The organism is Bifidobacterium scardovii JCM 12489 = DSM 13734 (assembly GCF_001042635.1).
GTDB lineage: Bacteria > Actinomycetota > Actinomycetes > Actinomycetales > Bifidobacteriaceae > Bifidobacterium > Bifidobacterium scardovii.
This window is the reverse complement of record NZ_AP012331.1, coordinates 2,174,157-2,197,100: the sequence shown is the minus strand read 5'-3', so window position 1 is coordinate 2,197,100 and position 22,944 is coordinate 2,174,157. Positions and strand designations below refer to the sequence as shown.

Annotated in this window: 17 protein-coding genes and 1 other RNA gene; all 18 read left to right on the top strand. The window is 68.4% G+C overall.

Going from position 1 to position 22,944, the window contains the following annotated elements:
* Positions 1-26: 26 nt before the first annotated feature.
* The gene (mraZ, locus tag BBSC_RS09040; protein ID WP_046726014.1) at positions 27-479 is read left to right on the top strand and encodes a division/cell wall cluster transcriptional repressor MraZ; all 453 of its coding nucleotides are present in this window, start codon (positions 27-29) and stop codon (positions 477-479) included.
* On the top strand, positions 479-1,501 hold the full coding sequence (rsmH, locus tag BBSC_RS09035) for a 16S rRNA (cytosine(1402)-N(4))-methyltransferase RsmH (protein WP_033518791.1): 1,023 nt from the start codon (positions 479-481) through the stop codon (positions 1,499-1,501). The genes mraZ and rsmH overlap by 1 nt, the downstream gene beginning before the upstream one ends.
* Positions 1,501-1,959 carry a hypothetical protein gene (locus BBSC_RS09030; RefSeq protein ID WP_033518793.1) on the top strand — a complete coding sequence of 153 codons (459 nt, stop codon included), beginning with the start codon at positions 1,501-1,503 and terminating at the stop codon, positions 1,957-1,959. Before rsmH ends, BBSC_RS09030 begins: the two co-directional genes overlap by 1 nt.
* Positions 1,956-3,755, top strand: coding sequence for a peptidoglycan D,D-transpeptidase FtsI family protein (locus tag BBSC_RS09025; protein WP_033518794.1), 1,800 nt, complete (start codon positions 1,956-1,958; stop codon positions 3,753-3,755). The genes BBSC_RS09030 and BBSC_RS09025 overlap by 4 nt, the downstream gene beginning before the upstream one ends.
* 66 nt (positions 3,756-3,821) lie before the next feature.
* The gene (locus tag BBSC_RS09020; protein ID WP_033518795.1) at positions 3,822-4,709 is read left to right on the top strand and encodes a hypothetical protein; all 888 of its coding nucleotides are present in this window, start codon (positions 3,822-3,824) and stop codon (positions 4,707-4,709) included.
* Positions 4,710-4,763: 54 nt separating this feature from the next.
* On the top strand, positions 4,764-6,245 hold the full coding sequence (locus BBSC_RS09015; protein WP_033518808.1) for a UDP-N-acetylmuramoyl-tripeptide--D-alanyl-D-alanine ligase: 1,482 nt from the start codon (positions 4,764-4,766) through the stop codon (positions 6,243-6,245).
* Between the two features lie 66 nt (positions 6,246-6,311).
* Positions 6,312-7,412 carry a phospho-N-acetylmuramoyl-pentapeptide-transferase gene (mraY, locus tag BBSC_RS09010; protein WP_033518797.1) on the top strand — a complete coding sequence of 367 codons (1,101 nt, stop codon included), beginning with the start codon at positions 6,312-6,314 and terminating at the stop codon, positions 7,410-7,412.
* Positions 7,413-7,538: 126 nt separating this feature from the next.
* Positions 7,539-8,972: a UDP-N-acetylmuramoyl-L-alanine--D-glutamate ligase gene (gene murD / locus BBSC_RS09005; protein ID WP_033518798.1), complete on the top strand. Its 1,434-nt coding sequence runs from the start codon at positions 7,539-7,541 to the stop codon at positions 8,970-8,972.
* Positions 8,959-10,272, top strand: coding sequence for a peptidoglycan glycosyltransferase FtsW (locus tag BBSC_RS09000; protein ID WP_033518799.1), 1,314 nt, complete (start codon positions 8,959-8,961; stop codon positions 10,270-10,272). Before murD ends, BBSC_RS09000 begins: the two co-directional genes overlap by 14 nt.
* A 136-nt stretch (positions 10,273-10,408) precedes the next feature.
* Positions 10,409-11,578: a UDP-N-acetylglucosamine--N-acetylmuramyl-(pentapeptide) pyrophosphoryl-undecaprenol N-acetylglucosamine transferase gene (locus tag BBSC_RS08995; protein ID WP_033518801.1), complete on the top strand. Its 1,170-nt coding sequence runs from the start codon at positions 10,409-10,411 to the stop codon at positions 11,576-11,578.
* A 120-nt stretch (positions 11,579-11,698) separates the two neighbouring features.
* Positions 11,699-13,288, top strand: a complete 1,590-nt coding sequence (gene murC / locus BBSC_RS08990; protein WP_033518802.1) for a UDP-N-acetylmuramate--L-alanine ligase — start codon at positions 11,699-11,701, stop codon at positions 13,286-13,288.
* On the top strand, positions 13,288-14,586 hold the full coding sequence (locus BBSC_RS13370) for a cell division protein FtsQ/DivIB (RefSeq protein WP_081892998.1): 1,299 nt from the start codon (positions 13,288-13,290) through the stop codon (positions 14,584-14,586). The genes murC and BBSC_RS13370 overlap by 1 nt, the downstream gene beginning before the upstream one ends.
* 323 nt (positions 14,587-14,909) lie before the next feature.
* Positions 14,910-15,305: a transfer-messenger RNA gene (gene ssrA, locus BBSC_RS13045) on the top strand.
* 128 nt (positions 15,306-15,433) lie between these two features.
* A complete protein-coding gene (gene dtd / locus BBSC_RS08980) occupies positions 15,434-15,922 on the top strand; it encodes a D-aminoacyl-tRNA deacylase (protein WP_033518803.1) in 489 nt (162 codons plus the stop codon).
* A gap of 423 nt (positions 15,923-16,345) precedes the next feature.
* Positions 16,346-17,608, top strand: coding sequence for an ABC transporter substrate-binding protein (locus tag BBSC_RS08975; RefSeq protein WP_033518805.1), 1,263 nt, complete (start codon positions 16,346-16,348; stop codon positions 17,606-17,608).
* A complete protein-coding gene (locus BBSC_RS08970) occupies positions 17,608-18,624 on the top strand; it encodes a carbohydrate ABC transporter permease (RefSeq protein WP_046725995.1) in 1,017 nt (338 codons plus the stop codon). Before BBSC_RS08975 ends, BBSC_RS08970 begins: the two co-directional genes overlap by 1 nt.
* Positions 18,617-19,444, top strand: coding sequence for a carbohydrate ABC transporter permease (locus BBSC_RS08965; protein WP_033518987.1), 828 nt, complete (start codon positions 18,617-18,619; stop codon positions 19,442-19,444). Before BBSC_RS08970 ends, BBSC_RS08965 begins: the two co-directional genes overlap by 8 nt.
* A gap of 223 nt (positions 19,445-19,667) precedes the next feature.
* A complete protein-coding gene (locus BBSC_RS08960; protein WP_033518986.1) occupies positions 19,668-22,805 on the top strand; it encodes an alpha-mannosidase in 3,138 nt (1,045 codons plus the stop codon).
* Positions 22,806-22,944: the final 139 nt, after the last annotated feature.

Genomic DNA, 22,944 nt, shown 5'->3' with positions numbered 1-22,944 from the left:
CCGGAACACCCGGTGGGGCGGCCGGCATGATGGATCTGCCTCCGCTGCTGCTGGGCACGTACACGCCGAAGATCGACGCGAAGGGCCGTATGGCCCTGCCGGCCAAGCTGCGCGGCCAACTCGGCCCCGGCATGGTGATGGCCCGCGGCCAGGAGCGGTGCGTGTACCTGCTGCCTCAGATCGAATTTCGCCGGATCGCCATGCAGATCCAGCGCACTTCGATGGGCAACAAGGCGGCCCGCGACTATCTGCGCGTGTTCCTGTCCGGCGCGGTCGACCAGGAGCCCGACAAGCAGGGGCGCATCCTCGTGCCGCAGATGCTGCGCGACTACGCGAACCTCGGCACGGACGTGGTCGTGATCGGCGTGGGCACCCGGGCGGAAATCTGGAACAGCAAGGCGTGGGAGGAGTACCTGGCCTCCCAGGAGCAGGGATACTCCGATATCGCCGATGACGTATTGCCGGCGGTGGAATTCTGATGACCGATATCACGACCATTCATCAACCAGTACTGCTCGGGCGGTGCGTGGATCTCGTCGCGCCCGCGCTCGAGAAGCCGGGGTCCGTCGTCGTGGATTGCACGCTCGGCCTGGCCGGCCACGCGACCAACTTCCTCAAGGCGGCCCCGAACGCCCGGCTCATCGGCATCGACCGGGACACCGAGGCCTTGGCCCTGGCCACCGAGCGCATGCGGCGCGAGGGGCTGGCCGACCGCTTCACGCCGGTGCACGCCGCCTTCGACGCGTTCGACGAGGTGCTTGCCAAGCTGCGAGTGCGCGAGGTCAACGCCGTGTTCATGGATCTTGGGCTGTCCAGCCTGCAGATCGACGAGACCGACCGCGGCTTCTCGTACTCCCACGACGCCCCGCTGGACATGCGCATGGACGTGACGCAGAGCCTCACGGCTCAGGAGGTGCTCGCCACCTACGGCCAGGACGATCTCGCCCGCATCTTCCGCGACTACGGCGAGGAGCGCTTCGCGCGCCAGATCGCGCGCGAGATCGTGGCCCGCCGCGCCGCCGAACCGCTGACCACCTCGGCCCAGCTCAACCGCCTGGTCGACCAGGTGGTGCCGCAGGCCCACCGCCCCGCCGGCAACCCGGCCAAGCGCGTGTTCCAGGCGCTGCGCATCGAGGTCAACGGCGAGCTGGACAAGCTGGCCAGCACGCTGCCGCAGATCGCCTCGCGCCTTGCGGTCGGCGGACGCATCGTGGTCGAGTCCTACCACTCATTGGAGGACAAGACCGTAAAAAGCTTCATGAATCAAGGACTGAAGGTGGACGCCCCGGCCGGGTTGCCGATGATCCCGCCCGACGCCGAGCCGTTCTTCCGGGAACTGACCCGTGGCGCGCTCAAGGCGGACGAGGAGGAGATGGCGGCCAACCCGCGCTCCGCCTCGGTGCGGCTGCGCGCCGTGGAACTGGTCAGGCCCATCCCGGAACGCCGGATGCGCCAGCTTGAGCACCGTACCGATCACCGCAGGCAAGGAAGGAACCGATAATGGCAGGTCGCGGACGCACCGTACGCTCCAACGCCGTGCCCGCCGCCGGACGGCCCAGAAAGCAGCCGGACATATCGACGCGGCCCGAACTGCACGTGGTCGAAGGCACCCGCGCGGGCAGGGACGCCATGCCCGGCGGCTTCGCGCGGCTGGTCACCTGGACGCGGTCGCGCAGCACGTCGCTGATGCACATCGTTGCGGCGGCGCTGTTCCTCACCGCAACGCTGATCGGCGCGCTGCTGCTGCGCACCCAGATGGTGCAGAACGCGTTCGAGGCCGCCGCCATCCAGTCGCACATCAACACGCTGTCGCAGGACGTCGAGGAGGATCAGGCGAAATTGGACGCGCTCATCTCATCCCTGCCGAGCAAGGCCGAGGACATGGGCATGGTGACGCAGCAGGGGTCGGTGTCCATTGACCTGAACGGATACCAAGACGATAAGGGCGGTACCCAATGATCGAGGACATCCGCAGGTTCGCCAAGGCGCGCAATTTCGCCTTCCGGTGCATCGTCGTCGGCGTCGTGCTGGCCGTGGTCGCCTCCGCGTGCCTGATCCAGCTGGCCTCCGTCCAGCTGTTCGGGCACAGCACGGCGTTGGCCGCGACCCAGGGCCGCACGCTCAAGGTGACGATCAACGCCAAGCGCGGCAAGCTGCTCGACACCAACGGCACCGTGCTCGCGCAGAGCGTCGAGCGCTACAACATCATCGCCAACCCGCAGGCGGCGACCGAATTCACGCCGATCAAGTGCAACGGCGAGAACGACGACGTCTGCCACCAGATCGACGGCAAGCCGGTCGGGGCCACCGGCTCCGCGGCCGTGGCCCGGCTCATCGCCTCGGTACTGACCGACGTCAACGAGATGGAGCTCGGCGCCACGCTGAGCAACGCGAACAGCCAGTACGCCGTCGTGGCCAAGGACGTGACCCCGGAGGTCAAGCGCAAGATCGACGACCTCAATTTGGGCGGCATCGTCTACGGCGAGCTGACCAACGAGCGCATCTATTCGGGAGGCACGCTGCTCGGACCGATCCTGGGCGGCGTCGACGCCGACGGTAACGGCGTGGCCGGCCTCGAGGCGTCGCAGAACAAGGCGCTGACCGGCACCGACGGATACGAGGTGTACCAGCAGGGCCTCGGCGGCGAGGAGATCCCCGGCACGCTCACCGAGTCGAAGGACGCGGTGAACGGGTCCGACGTGTCCCTGACCGTCGACAGCGACGTGGACTGGTACGTCAAGAAGGCGCTGCTCGAGGCCAAGGACAAGTACAGCGCCTCGTGGGCCATGGCCGTGGTCGCCGACGTCAAGACCGGCGACATCCTCGCCCTAGAGGACACGGACCAGATCGAGGCCGGCAGCGACAGCGCCAAGCTCAACACCTCTCGCGTGGTCAGCGAGGTCTTCGAGCCCGGTTCGGTCGGCAAGGTCTTCACCATGGCCGGCCTGCTGCAGGACGGCCTGCACAAGGCTTCCGACCAGTTCACCGTGCCCGACCACATCACCGCCGACGGGCAGGACTTCCACGATTCCTCGGATCACGGCACCCAGCGCTGGACGCTGGCCGGCATCCTGCAGAACTCCTCGAACGTCGGCATGATCATGGCGTCGACGAACTTCTCCGACGAGCAGCGCTACGCGTACCTCACCAAGTTCGGCGTCGGCCAGGACACCGGCCTCGGCCTGTCGGGGGAGTCGGCCGGCATTCTGTACGGCTCGAACGACTGGGACCTGCGCACGCACAACACCGTGCTGTTCGGGCAGGGCTACGCGATGAACGCGCTGCAGCTGACCTCGGCGGTCGCCACGATCGGCAACGGCGGCGTGCGCCCCCAGCTGCGGCTCATCAAGTCGGTCACCGACTCGTCGGGCCGCGTCAGCGAGCCGGCGAACGGCGAAGCGACGCGCGTGGTGGACGGGAATGTGGCCTCGCAGGTGCTCAACGCCATGGAATCCGTATCCGAGAGCTACGGCAAGATGGTCGAGGTCCCCGGCTACCGCGTCGCCGCCAAGAGCGGCACCGCGCAGGTCGCCGGCGCCAACAACCAGCTCACGTCGATCGTGTCCGACTGGTCCGGCATCATCCCGGCCGACAACCCGCGCTTCGTGGTCACCGTGGTCATGAAGGACGCTCAGGGCACGTACGGCGGCATCACCGCCGGCCCGGTGTTCGCGACCATCAGCAAGTTCCTGATGCAGAAGTACGAGGTGCCCGTATCGAGCCCGCGCACGGACGCCATTCCGGTGACGTGGTGAGCCCGGGGACTAAGGTTGCGAGCAGGAGTGCAGGAGGCGGAGCAGTGAGGAAGGCAGGGCCGGTTCATGAGTTCGGTGAGTGAGACCATGGCGAAGCGCACGACGTTGGAGTATATGGCCGACCATTACGGCTGCGAGCTGGTACCGCCCTTCGCGGCGAACGTCACCGTCACCTCGCTGGCGGACGACATCGATTCCATCACGCCCGGCGCGCTGTACATCCCCCGCGACGGCATCGACGCGAACCGGATGGAGCAGGCCGTGCGCCGCGGCGCGTACGCCGTGCTGGTGCCGCCGTCGCTGCGCTCGCTGGCCAACACCGGCGAGCTGCCCGTGCTGGTGGCCGACCTGACCGACGAGCAGCTGGGCGTGCTGGCCTCCGACCTGTGCGGCAAGCCGGCGAACTCGCTGGCCGTGTTCGCCCTGGCCGGCGGGGACCCGGCGGCCGTCGGTCGCAACGTGCGCCAACTCGCGCAGCTGCTGCACACGCTGGGCAATCCGGTCAGCATGATCGGATCGTTCGGCTCGCGCTCGCTGGAGCGGCGTCTGCAGCTGAACTACCCGATCGGCATCCTCGAGGTGCAGCGCACGCTGAGCATCTGCCAGGAGGACGGCGCCGCAGCCGTCGTGATCGCGCTGGACGACACGACGCTGGCCGCCGGCTCGCTCAACGGCGTCGCCGTGGACGTGCTCGGCGTCGACGCGATGGACAGCGATCCGCGCAACGCCGACATCGGCCGCCGCGCGCGGGAGACCTACGGCTTCGTCTCCGACAAGCAGACGCATGTGACCGGGCGGACCGGAGAATCCGATCAGATCGCCATCCAATCCAGCGCGAACGGCGACCTTGAGGAGATCAAGCGGCTCTCCCTCGCGATCGCGATGGTGATGGAGGCCGGCGTGCGCAAGAACAACATCAAGAACGCCCTGCGCGTCAGCCACGATCTGGGGTGAGGCGCGATGACCGGTATGAGGAAAAGGATGCAGAACGTGAATGCACAAGAGACCATGATGCCGATGACGTTGCCGGAAGTGGCCGAAGCGGTCGGGGGCACGCTCGCCCCGCACGGCGTCGCCATCGATGACCGGGCGGCGGTCGCCACCTCGGCGGTCAGCGACTCGCGCCAGGCGCGCGGGGGATCGGTGTTCGTGGCGATCACCGGCGAGAGGGTCGACGGGCACGACTTCCTGCCCGACGTCGCCGCGCAGGGCGCGGCGTGCGCGCTGGTCGACCATGAGGTCGACGCCCCGCTGCCCCAGATCGTGGTGAGCGACACCGTGGCGGCGCTCGGCCTGCTGGCCAGGCACAACATCGAGCGCCGGCGCGCCGAGGCCGATCCCTTCGCCATCGTCGGCATCACCGGGTCGGTCGGCAAGACGACCACCAAGGACCTGCTCCATGCGCTGCTGAGCGAGCTCGGCGGCACGGTGGCGCCGGTCGGATCGTTCAACAACGAGGTCGGCCTGCCGCTGACCGCGCTCAAGGTCAATGCGTCGACGCGGTTCTTCGTGGCCGAGATGGGCGCCAACCACGTCGGCGAGATCGCCCGGCTGACCACCATCGCCCCGCCGGACGTGGCCGTGGTGCTCAAGGTCGGCGTCGCCCACCTTGGCGAGTTCGGCTCGGTCGAGCGCATCGCGCAGGCGAAGAGCGAAATCGTGCGCGGGCTGCTGCCCGGCGGGGTGAGCGTGCTCAACGCCGACGACCCGCATGTGGCCGCCATGGAGGCCATCGCCCCGGGCGACGTGCTGTGGTTCGGGCGCGAGGACGGTTCGGCCCGCGAGGGGGAGCTCAAGGCCGACGGCGTCCGCCTGACCGGCGACGGCTGCGCCGCGTTCACGATGGGGGACGGGCGCGAGAGTGTGGATGTCACGCTGGGCATCCGCGGCGCGCACAACGTGATGAACGCGCTGGCCGCGGCGAGCGTGGCCTGCCACTTCGGCATGGGGCTGGACCGCATCGCCCGGGTGCTGCACGCCCAGCGCACGATCAGTGACCATCGCATGGCCGTGTCCCGCGTGGAACGCGGTGGCGAGGCGTTCACGCTGATCGACGACTCGTTCAACGCCAACCCCGATTCGATGCGCGCCGGCCTCGACGCGTTGGCGGCATGGCACGGCGAGGGGGAGCGGCTGTACCGGATCGGCGTGCTCGGTGCGATGCTCGAGCTGGGCGGCGACGAGCGCCGGCTGCACCATGACATCGGCGCGTACGCGGTGGGGCTCGGCCTCGACGCGGTCGTCGCGGTCGGCGGGCGCGACCCGCATCTCGACGCGCTGGCCAACGCGCTGGCGCAGGGCGCCCGGGAGTCGGCGGCGCAGGGCGATGCCCGGGTGTCGATAGACTGGGTGCACGACGCCGATCAGGCGGATTCCCGCGTCCGGTCGCTGGTGGCCGGCCGCCCGGGATGCGTGGTGCTGCTCAAGGGCTCCCACGCCTCCGGGCTGAGCGCGCTGGCGTCCCGCTGGAGCCGGCCCGATGCCGAGTAACGCTGGGCGCGAGTCATGAACGGCAAGACCGGTAAAACCGAACGAGTCTGAACTGGAGAGAAAACCGTGATTTCCCTGATCGTAGGAATTGTGGTGTCGTTGGTCGTCACCCTGGTCGGCACACCGCTGCTGATCCGGCTTGTTCACCGGCTGCACTACGGCCAGTACATCCGCCAGGATGGGCCGAAGTCGCATCAGATCAAGCGCGGCACGCCGACCCTCGGCGGCGTGGTCATCAACTTCGCCATCGTGCTCGGCTGGGGTGCCTCCGCGCTGTACCGGTATCTGGCGAATGGGCAGGCGCCCTCGTGGTCGGCCGTCCTGGTGCTGTTCGCCATGCTGTCGATGGGCGTGCTCGGGTTCATCGACGACTTCGCCAAGGTGCGCAAGAAGCAGAACGAGGGGCTGACCGTGACCGGCAAGTTCATCGGCCAATTCATCCTCGCCACCATCTATGCGGTGCTGGCGCTGATCGTGCCGACCAAATCGGGCTTCCCGAGCGCCCAGGCCGGCATGAGCTTCATCGAGCGGCCGTTCTTCAGCTTCGAATTCGCCGGGCGCGCGGTGGCGATCATCCTGTTCGTGATCTGGGTGAACTTCCTGATGACCGCGTGGACGAACGCCGTGAACCTGACCGACGGCCTGGACGGCCTAGCCGCCGGCTCCTCGATGATCTCCTTCGCCGGCTACGCGATCATCGCCTTCTGGGAGAGCTACCACATCAAGGGCGGCACGCATCAGGGCTACTCCTATGCGGTGTCCGACCCGCTCGACCTGAGCATCATCGCCGTGTGCGCGGCCGTGGCCTGCTGCGCGTTCCTGTGGTACAACTCGAATCCGGCGACCATCTTCATGGGCGACACCGGCTCGCTCGCGCTCGGCGGGCTCTTCGCCGCGCTGTCGACCGCCACGCACACCGAGTTCCTCGCCGTGATCATCGGCGGGCTGTACGTGATCGAGGCGATGAGCGACGTGATCCAGGTCGGCTACTTCAAGATGACCCACAAGCGCGTGTTCAAGATGGCTCCGATCCATCATCATTTCGAGCTGCTCGGCTGGCCCGAGGGCAAGGTCGTCGTGCGGTTCTGGATGATCGAGCTCATGTTCGTGCTGCTCGGCCTCGTCGTCTTCTACGGCGACTGGGCCATGCGCTCGGGGCTGCTGTAAGACCGCCTGCGGAGCCGTTGCGGGACGACGGCGGGGCACAGGGCGCGCCGGCGCGCGACGCCGGCATCATCGGTGAACGATACCGCGTCCGACGATATCTGTTGGACGCATACTAAAGAGGCTGATATGAAGCTCAATGACAAAACGGTGCTCGTGGCCGGGCTGGGGATCTCCGGGCGGAGCATGATCGACGTGCTGCGGTCCCGCGCGAAGCGGGTGATCGGCGTGGACGAGCGCAAGCCCGAGGCCGATCTGCACTCCTTTGACCGGATCGATTGGGATGCGGTCGACCTGGTGATGACCTCCCCGGTGTTCAACCCGCGTACCCCGTTCATCCTCGAGGCGCAGCGCCGGTCCATCCCCGTGTTCAGCGAGGTCGAGCTGGCGTGGCGGCTGCGCGCCGACAACGCCAGGACCGGCGAGCCGGCGGCGTGGATCGGCATCACCGGCACGAACGGCAAGACCTCGACCACCGAGATGACCTCCGCGATGCTCACCGCCTGCGGGCTCGACGCCCCGGCCGTCGGCAACATCGGCAAGGCCGTGTCCCATGCGGCCATCGACCCGTCCCACGACGTGCTGTGCGTGGAGCTGAGCTCCTTCCAGCTGCATTTCACCGATTCGCTGCGCCTGGACTGCGCCGCGATCACCAACATCGCCGACGACCACCTCGACTGGCACGGCGGCATCGACAACTACGCGGCCGACAAGGCGAAGGTGTTCCACGGCGTCAAGCGCGCGCTGGTCTACAACGCCGACGACGCGCGGGTCAGCGCGTTGGCCGCGGCCGCGCAGACCGGCCCGGACTGCCGCCGTATCGGATTCACGCTGCATGAGCCGGCATCCGGCCAGATCGGCGTGGCCGACGGGTGGATCGTCGACCGGAGCGGCGTGGCCGGCGGCGAGCCGGGCGAAGCCGTGCGGCTGGCGCCCCTCGCCGAGTTCTCGCATCTGCAGGAGCCGGACGGCACGCTCTACCCGCATCTGATCGCCGACGCGCTGACGGCGCTGGCGCTGGTGCTCGGCATGGGCGCCGACCGCGAGCTGGCGCTCGGCGCGCTGCGCCGGTTCGCCCCGGGCGGCCACCGCATCCAGACCGTGGCCACGGCCACAATGGCCGACGGCGGAACCGTCCGCTTCGTCGACGACTCGAAGGCCACGAATGCCCATGCGGCCAAGGCCTCGCTGAGCAGCTTCGCGGACAAGTCCGTGGTGTGGATCGCCGGCGGACTGGCGAAGGGTAGCCGGTTCGAGCAGCTCGTGGCCGACCAGGCGCACACGATCAAGGCCGCCGTGATCATCGGCAAGGACCAGCGGCCGATGATCGACGCCTTCGCCGCCAGCGCCCCCGACATCCCGCTGACCGTCATCAACCCGGACGACAACGCCACGGTGATGGACCGCGCCGTCGACGCGGCCGGATCCTACGCCGTGTCGGGCGACGTGGTGCTCATGGCCCCGGCCTGCGCCTCGATGGACCAATTCAAGTCCTACGCCGAGCGCGGCGATCGTTTCGCCGCCGCCGCGGCACGGTGGACGGGGGAGCATGGCGAACGGTAGAAGGACCAGCGGCACCCCGCGCTCGGTGTCCGGATCGTCCGGACGGTCCGGCGAGTCCGGGCGATCCGGGCGCTCCGGGCATACGGGCGCGCCGCATCCCAAGGCGGTGCGCACGCGCATCGACGCGGACGACGAGATGGGCTTCGCCGGCTATACCGGCATCCGCAGCCTGTTCAACCCGCTGTGGTGCTACCACGGCTTTCTGGTGGCCGTCGTCGTGCTTACGGGTTTCGGCCTGATCATGGTGTTCTCCAGCTCGACGGTCAGCCTGATCTCGCAGAGCAAGGCGCCGTGGGTGCAGGCCTTGAGCCAGGGCGTCTACGGCGTGATCGGCGTGGCCGCGGCCGTGTTCTTCATGCGCCGGCGCGCGCTGTTCTACCGGCGCATCAGCTTCGCCTTCGTGGTGGCGTCCATGCTGCTGCAGACGCTGACCCTGACGCCGCTGGGCCGAGGCGGGGACACGCACGGCAACTCCGGATGGATCTACATCGCCGGGTTCTCGATGCAGCCCGCGGAGGTCACCAAGCTGGCGCTGTGCATATGGCTGCCGGCCGCGCTGCTGGTGTCGGCCAAACGCTACCGCGCGGAAGGCATCAGGGCGTATCTGGTGCCCGGCGTCGCCTACGTGGTCAGCCTCGGGCTGGTGCTGCTCGGCAAGGACCTCGGCACGGCCCTGATCATCGTGTTCATCGGCGTCACCGCGTTCATGATCGGCGGGTTCCCGACCAGGTTCTTCGTCGGGATGGTCGCCGTGCTCGGCGTGCTGGTGCTCGCGCTCGTGATCACCAGCCCGAACCGCCTCAACCGCGTGCTGGCGGCGTACTCGTGCTCCACCAGCGACACGAGGAGCATCTGCTACCAGTCGGTCCACGCGAAGTACGCGATGGCGTCGGGCGGGCTGATCGGCGTCGGCCTGGGCAATTCCAAGGAGAAATGGAACTACCTGCCCGCCGCGCAGAACGACTTCATCTTCGCGATCATCGGCGAGGAGACCGGGTTCATCGGCGCCGCGCTCGTGATCCTGCTGTTCGTGGTGATCGGCTGGTGCCTGATCTGCGTGGCGTTGCAGACCAAGGACCGGTACACCTCGATGGCGCTGGTGTGCATCGCGGTGTGGATCGTCGGCCAGGCGCTCGTGAACATCGGCGTGGTCGTAGGCCTGCTTCCGGTGCTCGGCGTGCCGATGCCGTTCGTGTCCGCTGGCGGGTCATCGCTCATCATGTGCCTGTCGGCTGCCGGCGTGGCCGCCAGCCTCATGCGCGCCCAGCCGCAGATCAAGGCCGAGTCCAGACTGGCCTGACCCTTGGCGGCGGTTCCGGACTCCCGGCCGTTCCGCCGTCGCCGCGATCCACGCCCCGGGCTTCGCCGAAGTCCCGCCGAAAACCATTCGATCCTTGTACGGGCGAGGTTGCGCCCGTGGTCTAAGCTCGGAGAATATGAGTACACAAGCCCCCCATGTCGTTCTCGCCGGCGGAGGCACCGCCGGCCATGTCAATCCGCTGCTGGCGGTGGCCTCGGCCATCCGGCGCATCGAGCCGCAGGCGCAGGTCAGCGTCATCGGCACCGAGGTCGGTCTGGAGCATGATCTGGTGCCGCAGGCCGGCTATGAGCTGGACACCATCGACAAGGTGCCGTTCCCGCGCCGGCCCAATCTCTACGCGCTGCAGTTCCCGGCGAAGTGGAAGCGCGAGACGGCCAAGGTGCGCGGCATCCTCGCCTCCCGCCAGGCGGACGTGATCGTCGGCTTCGGCGGATACGCCTCGGCGCCCGCGTATGCGGCCGCGCACCGGATGGGCATCCCGATCGCGATCCACGAGCAGAACGCGAAGGCCGGCATGGCCAACAAGCTCGGCGCGCGCTGGGCCGACTACATCGGCACCGCATACGATAACACCGGGCTGAAAGCGCGCGATGGCGCCGCGATCGAACGCGTCGGCCTGCCGCTGCGCCCGGCCATCGCCGAACTGTGCTCGCGTTTCTCCGCCGACCGCGTCGCCGTGCGCGACGAGGCGGCCGCCAAGCTGGGCGTCGACGCCAATCGGCCGGTGGTTCTGGTGACCGGAGGATCGCTGGGCGCGCAGAGCCTCAACCGCGCCATGGCCGGCGCGGCCGGCGAGATCCTGAAGCGTGCGCAGGTCATCCACCTGACCGGCAGGGGCAAGATCGACGAGGTGCGGTCCATGGTCGCGGCCTCGGCGGGGGAGCAGGCGCTGAGCGGCCTGTTCGATGAGGCGTCCGGCGGCGACTACCACGTCGCCGAGTATCTGGAGCGCATCGACCTGGCGTTCGCCTGCGCGGCGCTCGTGATCTGCCGCGCCGGCGCCGGGTCGGTTTCGGAGCTGGCGGCCCTCGGCCTGCCGGCCATCTACGTGCCGCTGCCGATCGGCAACGGCGAGCAGCGCTTCAACGCCCAGCCCGTCGTCGAGGCGGGCGGCGGCATGATGGTGCGCGACCGCGACTTCACCTCGGCGTGGGTGGAGGGGCGCGTGCCCGGATTGCTCGACGACCCGATCCGCCTGCGCCAGTTCGGCGAGAAGGCATGGGGCTACGGCATCCGCGACGCGGCCGACGTCATGGCCGGCAAGGTGCTGGAACTGGCGCGATGATCGTGCGGCGTCGCCGTGCGCGGGTGTGGACCATCGCCCGCGGCGCGGCGATCGGCCGTCCATAATGGAGAGGGGCCCGGCCGCGCGTGAGCGTCCGGACGATAGTCAAGGAGAACATCGGTGAATGAACTGAACCATACCGAAGCGATCGTGCTCGATCCGACCAAGGCCACGTTCGCGGAGGGCCAGACGGTGGCTGATCTGGGCCGCACCCATTTCATCGGCATCGGCGGCGCCGGCATGAGCGTGCTCGCCGAGATGCTGCATGAGCAAGGCGTCGACGTGGATGGTTCCGACCGCGAACGCAGCGCCAAAACCGACCGGCTGGAGTCGCTCGGCATCCGCGTGCAGTTCGGGCAGCGGGCCGAGAACGTGGCCGGCGCGCGCACGGTGGTGTTCTCCAGCGCCATCAAGGCCTCCAACCCCGAGATCGTGGCGGCGCATGCCGCCGGGGCGCGTATCGTGCACCGCAGCGACATCCTCGCGCTGCTCATGGCGTCCAAGCGGGCGGTGACCGTGGCCGGGGCGCACGGCAAGACCACCACCAGCTCGATGCTCGCCCATATCCTCGTGCACGCCGGCGAAGGCGCGCTCGCCGACCCGAGCTACGCGATCGGCGGCTCCATCCAGGCGCCGGACGGCGGCACCCTGGACGGCGGCCACGCCGGGCGCGGCGACGTGCTGGTGGCCGAGGCCGACGAGTCGGACGGCAGCTTCGAGAAGTACCATCCCGACATCGCCATCATCACCAACGCCGAGGCCGACCACCTGGACCACTACGGCACCGAGGACAACTACCACGCCGCGTTCGTCGAGCACGCCGGCCACGCGCGCGGCCATGTGATCCTGTGCGCCGACGACGAGGGCGCACTGTCCGTGCTGCGCCGGCTCGGCCCGGAGACGTCGGCGAAGGTGATCGCGTACGCCACGCGGCCGGCCGATCTGATCGGCGACCTCAACGGGGCGGCGTTCGTGCATATCGAATCTGAGAGCGAGTCGTCGGGCAGCGGCGCCGAGCGCTTCGTCGTCGACCTGCCGGGCGCGGTGCTGCGCTCGGGTGGCGCCGGTGCGTCCGGTGCGGCCGGCGACCTGCACCTGCCGGTGAGCCTGAAGGTTCCCGGCGTGCACAACGCGCGCAACGCAACCGCCGCGATCATTGCGGCGATGCTGCTTGGCATGGCCCCCGAACGGGCCGCCGAGGCGGTCGGCGGGTTCCTCGGAGCCTCCCGCCGCTTCCAGATCCGCGGCGAGGTCGCCGGCGTGAGCGTGGTGGACGACTACGCCCACCATCCGACCGAGATCGCGGCCCTGCTGGACGCCGCCCGCCGCCGCTACCCGAACGCGACGATCCGCGTGCTGTTCCAGCCGCACCTGTTCTCCCGCACCAAGTTCTTCGCGGCGGAATTCGCGCAGGCGCTGGCCAAGGCCGATGACGTGATCGTGTCCGGCATCTTCCCGGCCCGCGAGACCCAGGCCGATTTCCCCGACGTCGGCCCGCACACCATCGTCGATGCCGCGGCCGGGATCGCCCACGACCCGGCCGGACACTGGATCGCCGCGGTCGACGACATGCAGGTGGCGGCCCAGATGCTGGCTATGCGCGCGCACCGCGGCGACGTGATCTTCACCGTCGGAGCCGGCGACATCACCCAGATGGACGAGGTGCTGCTGCACGCGCTCGAAGCCCACCGGGTGGCGGACGGGCGCTGATGGGACGGCGGATCATCAGCTCGCACGACGCGGATGCGGCGCAGCCGGACGGCAAGCCGCGTGCCGTCGGCCGGCGTGCGCGCAGCGTGTCTGGATCGACCGGCTTGGCCGATGCGGCCGGTCTGGCGACCGGTGATCTCGCGAAGGTGCAGCCGCGCTCCGGCGCGAAGCCCCGCGAGTATGCCGGCTCCGCGCAGCGTGCCAGAAGCGCCAAGAGGGCCTCGGGCGGCGCGGGTGCCGCTGCGGGCGCCATGCAGCCGTCCGGAGCGGCGCAGGCGCGGGTGAGCCGGCCGGACAGGACCCGCCGTTTCACGGGAAGTTCCACGGGGCGTTCCGCGGGGAATCAGGCCGGCGCGTCCGGCGGACGTTCCGGTGGCCGCTCCGGCGGTCACGGGCGCACGGTCGCCTCGAACGGCGCCGGATCCGGCGCGCCCTATGGCGGCCGGGAGGGGTTCGTCGACGCGCGGCGCCTGCCCGACGAGGACATCGTCGCCAGGACGCTCAACGAGACGGCCGGGGCGCTGGGCGTGCCGACCCGTCCCAAGATCGTGGACTTCAATGCGCGCCTCAGGGAGCGCCGCAAGCTGAGCGCCCGCGTCATCGCGCTGCGCGTCGCGGCGGTGACCGCCTCGGTCGCGGCGATCATCGCCGTGGTCTGGTTCCTGTTCTTCTCGTCGGTGTTCCGCCTGGAGACCCCGAACATCGAGGTGTCGGGCGGCAACGAATGGGTCAGCACCAGCGACATCATCGCCATCGCCGGCAAGCAGTCGGGCAAGTCGCTGTTCCTGGTGTCCTCGGACGACGTCGTGAGCCAGCTGAAGGCGATCCCCGGCGTCACGCAGGCCACGGTGAGCAAGCAGTTCCCGGACAGCCTGTCCGTGACGGTCCGCGCCCAGCAGCCGGCCGCCATGCTCAGATCCCCGGACGGTGCGCTGGTCGCGGTCGACAGCAAGGCCCGCGTGCTCAACAAGGTCGGCGACGCCTCCACCGACGGCATCCCCGTCATCGACGTGAAGAACGCCGAGCAGAGCCTCGGCAACCGCGCCATCAAGGAGGCGTTGAAGATCCTCGGCGGGCTTTCGGACGCGACGCGCGGGTCGATCACCAAGGTGACCGCCGACACGCAGGATTCGATCACCACCGAGCTGGACGGCGGCGCCCATGTGGTCATCTGGGGCGATTCCTCGGATCTCAAGCTCAAGAAGGTCATCGTCGACAAGATCCTGTCCGATCCCAACGTGATCGGCGACAAGACCCAGGTGGATGTGTCGGCGCCGTCGCGCCCCATCATCAAGTAGGCGCGCGGTTCGGGGCAACCCTGCCGCGCCGCACCCCGCCGTCGCCTGGCGGTTTTTGACATGCCGAAACAGACGTTCTGCCGATTGGCATGCTCAAACAGGCGAAATCGAGCCCTATTTCGGGTATTTCGGCATGTCAATCGGCAGAACGTCTGTTTCAGCATGTCAATCGGCGGGGATGAGAGCCATGCGGCATGCGGCTTTGGGAAACGGCGCGGTGGTATTCGGCGGGCCGCCGGTTGGACACCCGCGGATTTTGCGTTATGGGGATGGTGCTATATACTGAAATATCCGCGTGAGCGGAAGCTTGATAATTCAAGATTGGGGTCGATCGGTTTCGACGGTGACCTGTTCGTCGCAGGGAAGCGTGCCGAGAACGCCGGGTCCGCTCGTGGATGCCCCCGGCAAAAGAATAAGTGCTAAATCTAATCGCACTGAGTTCGCTCTCGCTGCCTGATTTTTAGTCAGGATTAACCAGCGGGCAGCAGCTCCGTTCACTCCCTCTCGTCTTTGGGGGGATGCTGAGCGTCGTTAAGAAGACTTGCCCGGATCATTGCGCCACAGGGTGATTCGGGGACTTTTACTGTGGATATGCCCGCCATCGGTTGTCTGCGATATAGATGGGGGCAGAAAAACTGCCGCATGGCCAGCGGACTACGCACGTAGAAGACTGTGGGTACGGTTACCGGACCGGGGTTCAATTCCCCGCGACTCCACTGACGCGAAAGGCGTCTCCCGTGAGGGAGGCGCCTTTCGCGTTGTCGCGGCCGTTATGCCGCCGTGCCGCCGTGCGCCTTGTCCGCGGCGGCAGCGCCGTGCCGCCGCGCTCCACGGTAAGCTGGTTGGCATGAAAGTCGTATTGCAACGTGTATCGGAAGCGTCCGTGGACGTGGTCAACGAGCTGGGCACCCTGGACCCGACCTTCGATCCCCGGCAGATCGGGCCGGGATTCGTGCTGCTGGTCGGCGTCGCCGACGAGGACGGCGAGGAGCAGATCGCCTGGCTGGCGCACAAGATCCTGAACCTGCGCGTATTCGAGGACGAGCAGGGGAAAATGAACCGTTCCATTCAGGACATCGGCGGCGAGATCCTCTCGATCTCGCAGTTCACGCTGTTCGCCGACGTGCACAAGGGCAACCGGCCCAGCTTCGTCGGGGCCGGCAAGCCCGAGCACGCCGATCTGATGTGGATCAGGTTCAACGAGGCGCTGCGGTCCGGGGGAGTGCCGGTCCGCGAGGGGCGGTTCGGCGCGCATATGCGGGTCGGGCTGGTCAACGACGGCCCGGTGACCATCGTCGTCGACACGCGGGCCGACATGCCCGGCAACGGGCGGTGACGCGCCGGCGGCGTGATGCTCCGGTGCCGTGCTCCGGTGCTGCGGCGAGCGGGCCGGCGGCGGGGGACCGTCGCGCGGCGATCCGGCCGATCGGGGGATTGCCGGGTCGTCGGCATCACGGAAAACCGTTGCGATTGCTTGCCTGCGGGCGACTGACTCGGCGGTTCGGGGCAATTGGCGGCGCCATCGAGGCATGAACACGCCGTGAATCGCAATGGCGAGCTGATGTCCCGATGCCCCCGAACATCGGGTGCCCGAGTGCGAGGTTTAATAGGATCTGCGCCTAGATAAAGCGGTTTAGTTCGTTGGGTAACTAAAGCGATTTAGTTCGACCGAACAGGCGCGCATCGCGCAAGTTGTCCGCGCGAATGCGGCTTCGCCCAGCGTAGGGCCCGCCGCATCGACAAGGAAAGGAAGGCCACGATGGTCTCATTCAGGAAAGTGCTCGCCGTCACCGGCGCCATGGCGATGATCGCGGGAATGGCCGCGTGCGGCGGCGCCTCGTCCTCCGGTCAGGAGGTCTCGTTCCAGACCTGGAATCTGAAGAACGACACGTACACGCCGTATTTCAACGATCTGATCGCCAAGTTCGAGAAGGACAATCCCGGCGTGACCATCAAGTGGATCGACCAGCCGGCCGACGGGTACACCGACAAGATCAACGCCGACGCCGCGGCCGGCACGCTGCCCGACATCGTCGACATGAGCCCCAACGGCGCCTATGGGCTGGCCAAGGCCGGCGTCGTCGCGAACCTGTCGAAGGACGATCCCGACGGCGAGGGGCAGTTCACCGCCTCGTCGTGGAAGGCCGTGACCTTCGACGGCAAGAACATCGAGCGCGGCGCCTACGCCTACCCGTGGTACCTCAACTCGGGCGTCCAGTACTACAACAAGGCCGTGCTCGACCGCTGCGGCGTGGGCCAGCCGCCGACAACGCTCGACGCGTGGTTCGACGCCGCCAAGACCCTGGGCGCCAACTGCCCGGGCACGAACATGACCGCCTCGATCCCCACCATCGAATCGCTGGGCGGCTACGGCGCGCAGCTGATGAACAAGGACCAGACCGAGTTCACGTTCAACGACGCCAAGGGCGTCGAGATGGTCCAGCACTACGTCGACATGTACAACGAGAAGGCGCTGTCGGCTGACGCGCTCAACAACCAGTGGACCGGCGAGGGCGACGCCTTCAAGCAGGGCGACGTCGCGTCGCTCGGCGGATCGGCGTACGCCGTGTCGGACTTCAAGGAGAACGCCCCCAAGGTCTACGAGAACCTGGCCATCGTCCCGGCCATGGTCGGCGAAGGCGGCAAGAGCAACGTCGCCATGGAGACGCTGGTGGTGAACAAGAACGCCAAGCACAAGGACATGGCGATCAAGTTCGCCCGCTTCGTGACGAACGTCGACAACCAGACCGAATTCTGCACCAAGTCGCACACCTTCCCCTCGGCCAAGAACGCCGTCGACTCCCCGGCGTTCCGCCCGACCGGCGATTCGATGCAGGAGCAGGCCGTGGTGATGGCCTCGAAGCCGATCTTCGAGGACAACTGGTTCGCCTCGCCCGCGCCGTTCTCGGAGCGCGCCAAGACGGTGCTGCGCGAGCAGGTGGCGCTGGCCATCCAGGGCAAGCAGAGCGCGCAGGAGGCCCTGGACAAGGCCGTCAAGACCGCCAATGAGGATCTGCGGTAATGGCTGCATCCGTCTCGCATGACGGGCCGTCGTTCGGGCGCGGGCGCCGCAAGGCGGACGCGCCCGCCCGGCGCGGCGCCGGCCAAGGGTCCGCGCCGGGCGGGACCGCGGCCGGGCCGGCCGGCTCCCCGCGCATCAGCGAGGGGCGAGGTCTGGCCGGCCTGCTGTTCGTGGCCCCGGCCCTCACCGTTTCCCTGGTGTTCGTGATCATCCCCTTCGCCAACACCGTGCGGCTGTCCTTCACCGACGCCACGTTCTCGGATCCCGGGTCGTTCGTCGGGCTGGACAACTACGTGCGGATGCTGTCCGACCCGTCGGTGCACACCGGCCTGCTCAACTCGTTCGTGTACGTGGTGTGCGTCGTGCCGTGCATGGTCTTCCTGCCGCTGATCCTCGCCTCGCTGGTCGCCGGCAACTCGCGGGTGCTGGCGTTCTTCCGCGCGGCGTTCTACCTGCCGGTCGTGGTGTCGAGCGTCATCGTCGGCCTGATGTGGACCAACCTGCTGAGCGCCAAGGGCCTGGCCAACTCGCTGCTGCTGTCGAGCCATCTGATCGGCGAGGCGATCCCGTTCCTCACCGGGCGCTGGCTGCTGCTCTTCAGCGCCATGGCCATCACCATATGGACCGGCCTCGGCTACTACATGATCATCTATCTGTCCGCGCTGGCCAACATCGACGCCGGGCTGTACGAGGCGGCCGAACTTGACGGCGCCGGCGTCATACGCCGGTTCCTGCACGTCACGGTGCCCGGCTGCCGCTCCACTATGGTGCTCATCACGCTGCTGTCGAGCGCGGCCGCGTTCCGCGTCTTCAACGAGATATACGTGCTCACCGGAGGCACCGGCGGCGTCGGTGGACAGGACGTGACGATGACGATGCTCATCAAGAACTACGGCACCGGGCTCAGCGCCCGATACGGCTACGCCGGCGCGATCAGCATGCTGGTGTTCGCCATCGTCGGCAGCCTGATCGCCATCGAATTCCACATCCAACGAAAGGCGGGCCGTGATGCGTAGCAAACTGGCGAACAGCGTCGCCCGATATCTGCTGCTGGCGCTGTTCCTGTTCATCCTGATCGGGCCGCTGCTCTGGCAGTTCACGCTGGCGTTCAAGGGCAAGGGCGACGACATCTATGCGGTGCCGCCGTACGTGATCCCCCGGGACCCGACGGTCTCCAACTTCGTCGAGGCGTTCAACCGCATCCCCGTGCTGCGCTACTTCGCCAACTCGCTGGTGGTCGCCGCGATCGGCGTGACCGGCAACATCGTCGGCTCGACGCTGGCGGGCTATGCGCTGGCGCGCCTGAAGTTCCGCTGCAAGCGGCTGGTCACCGTGCTGATCTTCGCCGCGATGCTGATTCCCGGCGAGACGCTGCTGATCTCGCAGTTCATCATCGTCAAGGACCTCGGTCTGCAGAACACGCTGCTCGGCGCGGCCCTGCCGGGCCTGTGCGGCGCGATGAACGTGCTGCTGATGACCAACGCCTTCGCCGGCGTGCCGGTCGAGCTGGAGGAGGCCGGCAAGGTCGACGGGGCGAACATCTGGCAGCGGTTCCTCCACATCTGCCTGCCGCAGGTGAAGGGCACGATGACCGTGGTGGCGATCTTCGCCTTCGTCGGCGCGTGGAACGACTTCCTGTGGCCGCTGATCATCCTGGGCGACGACTCGGTCTACACGCTCACGGTCGGCCTCAACCGCCTCAAGAACCAGTTCGTCTCCGATCCGCGCCTGATCGCCGCGGGCACCGTCATCGCGCTCGTGCCGATCATCGTCTTCTTCCTGACCTTCCAGCGCCACTTCTTCAAGGGCGTAGAAGAGGGCGGCATCAAGGGCTGACGCGGCGCGAGCCCCGCCGGGCGGTGACACGCGAGGGCCATGGGCCTGTTGACATCGGGGGAGCGGTCATCGACAATAATGACTAAATCGCTTTAGTAGAGGACGCCGGCGTTGCCGAAAGGGCGCCGGCGCCCTCGCAGGCGGCGATCCCCGATCCGCCCCATGCCGGGGCGGCACAACGACGTGGCCGCACGGCGCGGCAACAGGAGAACGAAAGGCAGCAATGTTCCTCAAACCAGAGCATCAACTCGAACGGTGCCGGCGCGTCATGCGCCAGCGCGTGAATCCCCGCATCCACCCGGTGCTGGCCCATTGCCGGGTCGAAGCGTTCGACATCCCCGGCGAGCCGATGCCCAGCGGCGAGTTCTTCTCCCGCCTCGAGGCCGGCGGCATCGAGTTCCGCCCGTTCGCCATCGGCGGCGAATGGGGCACCACCTGGGGCACCACATGGTTCCGCATCAGCGGGCGCGTGCCTGAGGGCCTGCCGCAGGGCCGGCCGCTCGAGCTGATCCTCGACCTCGGCTGGTACGAGCACTCCTGCGGCGGGCATATCGAAGGGCTCGTCTACCGGCCGGACGGCACCGCCATCAAGGCGGTGCACCCGCTCAACTACTGGGTGCCCTTCATGGACGCCGACGGCAACGCGCAGACCCCGGTGGACAGCGACGGAGGGTTCACCGTCTATCTGGAGGCGGCCAGCAACCCGCTGCTGCTCGGCGTGCCCCCGTTCGTCCGGACCGAACTCGGCGAGCGGGCCACCGGCAACAGCGAGGAGCCGTATGTGTTCCGCGCCGCCGACCTGACCGAATTCGACCGCCGATACGAGGATTACCGGGTTGATCTCGACGTCGTCTCGACGCTTATGGAGCAGGCCGACAAGCAGACGCCCCGTTACTGGCAGCTCGCCAAGGCGCTGCAGCGCTCGCTGAACGCCTTCGACGAGCAGCGCCCCGATTCCGTGGGCGAGGCCCGCGCCGAGCTCGCCGGCGTGCTCGCCAGGCCGGCCAACGCCTCCGCGATGCGCGTGAGCGCCGTCGGCCACGCGCACATCGATTCGGCGTGGCTGTGGCCAGTGCGCGAGACACGCCGCAAGGTGGCCCGCACGGTATCCAATGCGCTCGCCCTGATGGACGCCGACCCGGACTTCACCTACGCGATGAGCTCAGCCCAGCAGTACGCATGGCTCGAGGAGGACCATCCCGACATCTTCGCGCGCATGAAAGAACGCATCGACGAGGGCCGGTTCGTGCCGGTCGGCGGCATGTGGGTCGAGGCGGACGGCATGCTGCCCTCCGGCGAGTCGCTGATCCGCCAGATCAGCTTCGGCCGCCGTTATTTCAGGGAGCGCCTCGGCGTGGAGCCCAGGGGCATCTGGCTGCCGGACAGCTTCGGGTACACCGGGGCGTGGCCGCAGATCGCACGACGCGCCGGCTACGAGTGGTTCCTCACGCAGAAGATCTCGTGGAACGACACGACCAAGTTCCCGCACCACTCGTTCATGTGGCGGGGCATCGACGGCACGGGCATCTTCACCCACTTCCCGCCTTCCGACACCTACGCCGCATGGTGCAAGGTGCAGGAGCTCGACTATGCCGAAAGGAATTTCCAGGACAAGGACCTCGCCGACCGGTCGCTGCTGCTCTTCGGGTTCGGCGACGGTGGCGGCGGCCCGACGCGCGACATGATGGAGCACCTGCACCGCTACGGGAACCTCGAAGGCGTCTCCCGCGTGACCGTCGAGCCGCCGGACGCGTTCTTCGCCAAGGCCCATGCCCAGATCGAGGAGAACGCCCGCGGCGAGATGCCGGTCTATCAGGGCGAGCTGTACCTTGAGCTGCACCGCGGCACGCTCACCTCGCAGCAGGACATGAAGCGCGGCTGCCGCCAGGAGGAGTCCCTGCTGCGCACGGTCGAATACCTGGGCGCCGCGGCCATGCTGGCCGACCCGGACTACGCGTACCCGCGCGAGGAGATGGACCGTATCTGGAAGACGCTGCTGCTCAACCAGTTCCACGACATCCTGCCCGGCTCGTCCATCGCATGGGTGCACCGCGAGGCCCGCGGGGACTATGCGTGCGATCTGGCGCGGCTCGCCGCCATCGCCGAGGAGGCGTGCGCCGCGCTGCGCGGGGCACATCCCGACGCCGACGTGCTGGAGCAGGCCCGCATCAGCCAGTACCGCCGTGACGGCGCCGCGTGGGCGCCCCGCCGCGACGGTCCCGAGCCGGGGGAGTCCCCCGCATCGGCGGAGCGTCTCGACGGCGGCCGCGTGCGTCTCGCCAACGGCGTGCTGACGGCGGTCATCGAGCCGGACGGCACCGTGTCGTCGCTGGTCGACGAGCGGTGCGGCCGCGAGATGGTGCCGGCCGGCGCCCGTCTTGGTCGGTACGAACTGCTGCGGGACGAACCGGCCGTGTGGGATGCGTGGGAGATCGAACGCGACGCGCTGCTCATGGCCGATACGCTGGACGGCGGCATCGTCGGCGTCACGGCGGACGGCGGCGCCGCGAAGGTCGCGGTGCGCACGGTGAGCGGCGATACCGTGATCGACACGACGATCGGCCTGAACCCGGGATCCGATCGGCTCGACTTCCATGCGGACATCGACTGGCGGGCGTGTGAGCGCTTCCTCAAGGTCGACCTGCCGGTCTCCATCGTGGCGGATCGTGCGCAGTACGACTGCCAGTACGGTCTGGTCGAGCGGCCGATCGGCGGGAACAGCGCCTCCGACGAGGCGAAGTACGAGAGCTGCACGAACCGTTTCGTGCGCCTGCGCGAGGAGGGGTACGCGGTCGCGGTGGTCAACGGGTCCATCTACGGGTCCGACGCCGCGCCGATCCGCTCCGCAGACGGGCGGGGCGACGGCACGATGTTCCGCCTGTCGCTGCTCAGCGCCCCGGTCTACCCCGATCCGCGCACCGATCTCGGCCGGCACGGATTCGACTGGTCCGTGGTGGCCGGCGCCTCGGTCGGGCGCACGATCGAGGCGGCCTGCGCGCTCAACGCGCCGGTGCTGCGCGACGTGCCGGCCATCGACCCGCCGGTGCGCGTCGAATCGCGCGAAGGCACGGTGGTGCTGGACTGGATCAAGCCGGCCGACGACGGTTCCGGGGATGTGATCGCGCGCGTGTACGAGGCCGCAGGCGGCCACGCCTCGGCCGTGCTGCACGTCGGCGATGCGCTGCGCGGCGCCCTCGTGCGCGAAACCGGCGTCCTGGAAGCGGACGATCTGGCCGACGACCTGCCCCGGGCGCTGGAGACGGCGGGCGCGCCGGACGGCGGCGCCATGGCCGGGCCGGCCGAAGGCGCGGCGCTCGGCTTCGCCCCGTTCCAGCTCGCGACACTGCGCATCTCGCGGTGACGCGGTGACGCCATGACGCCATGACGGCGCCGAGGCGCCGAGGCCCGTTCCGATGCCGGAAATACGCGCGGAACGGGCCTCGCCGGAGTGTTGCAGCCCCGAAAACATCCCAAGGATGACGGTACAATGCACCACGGAT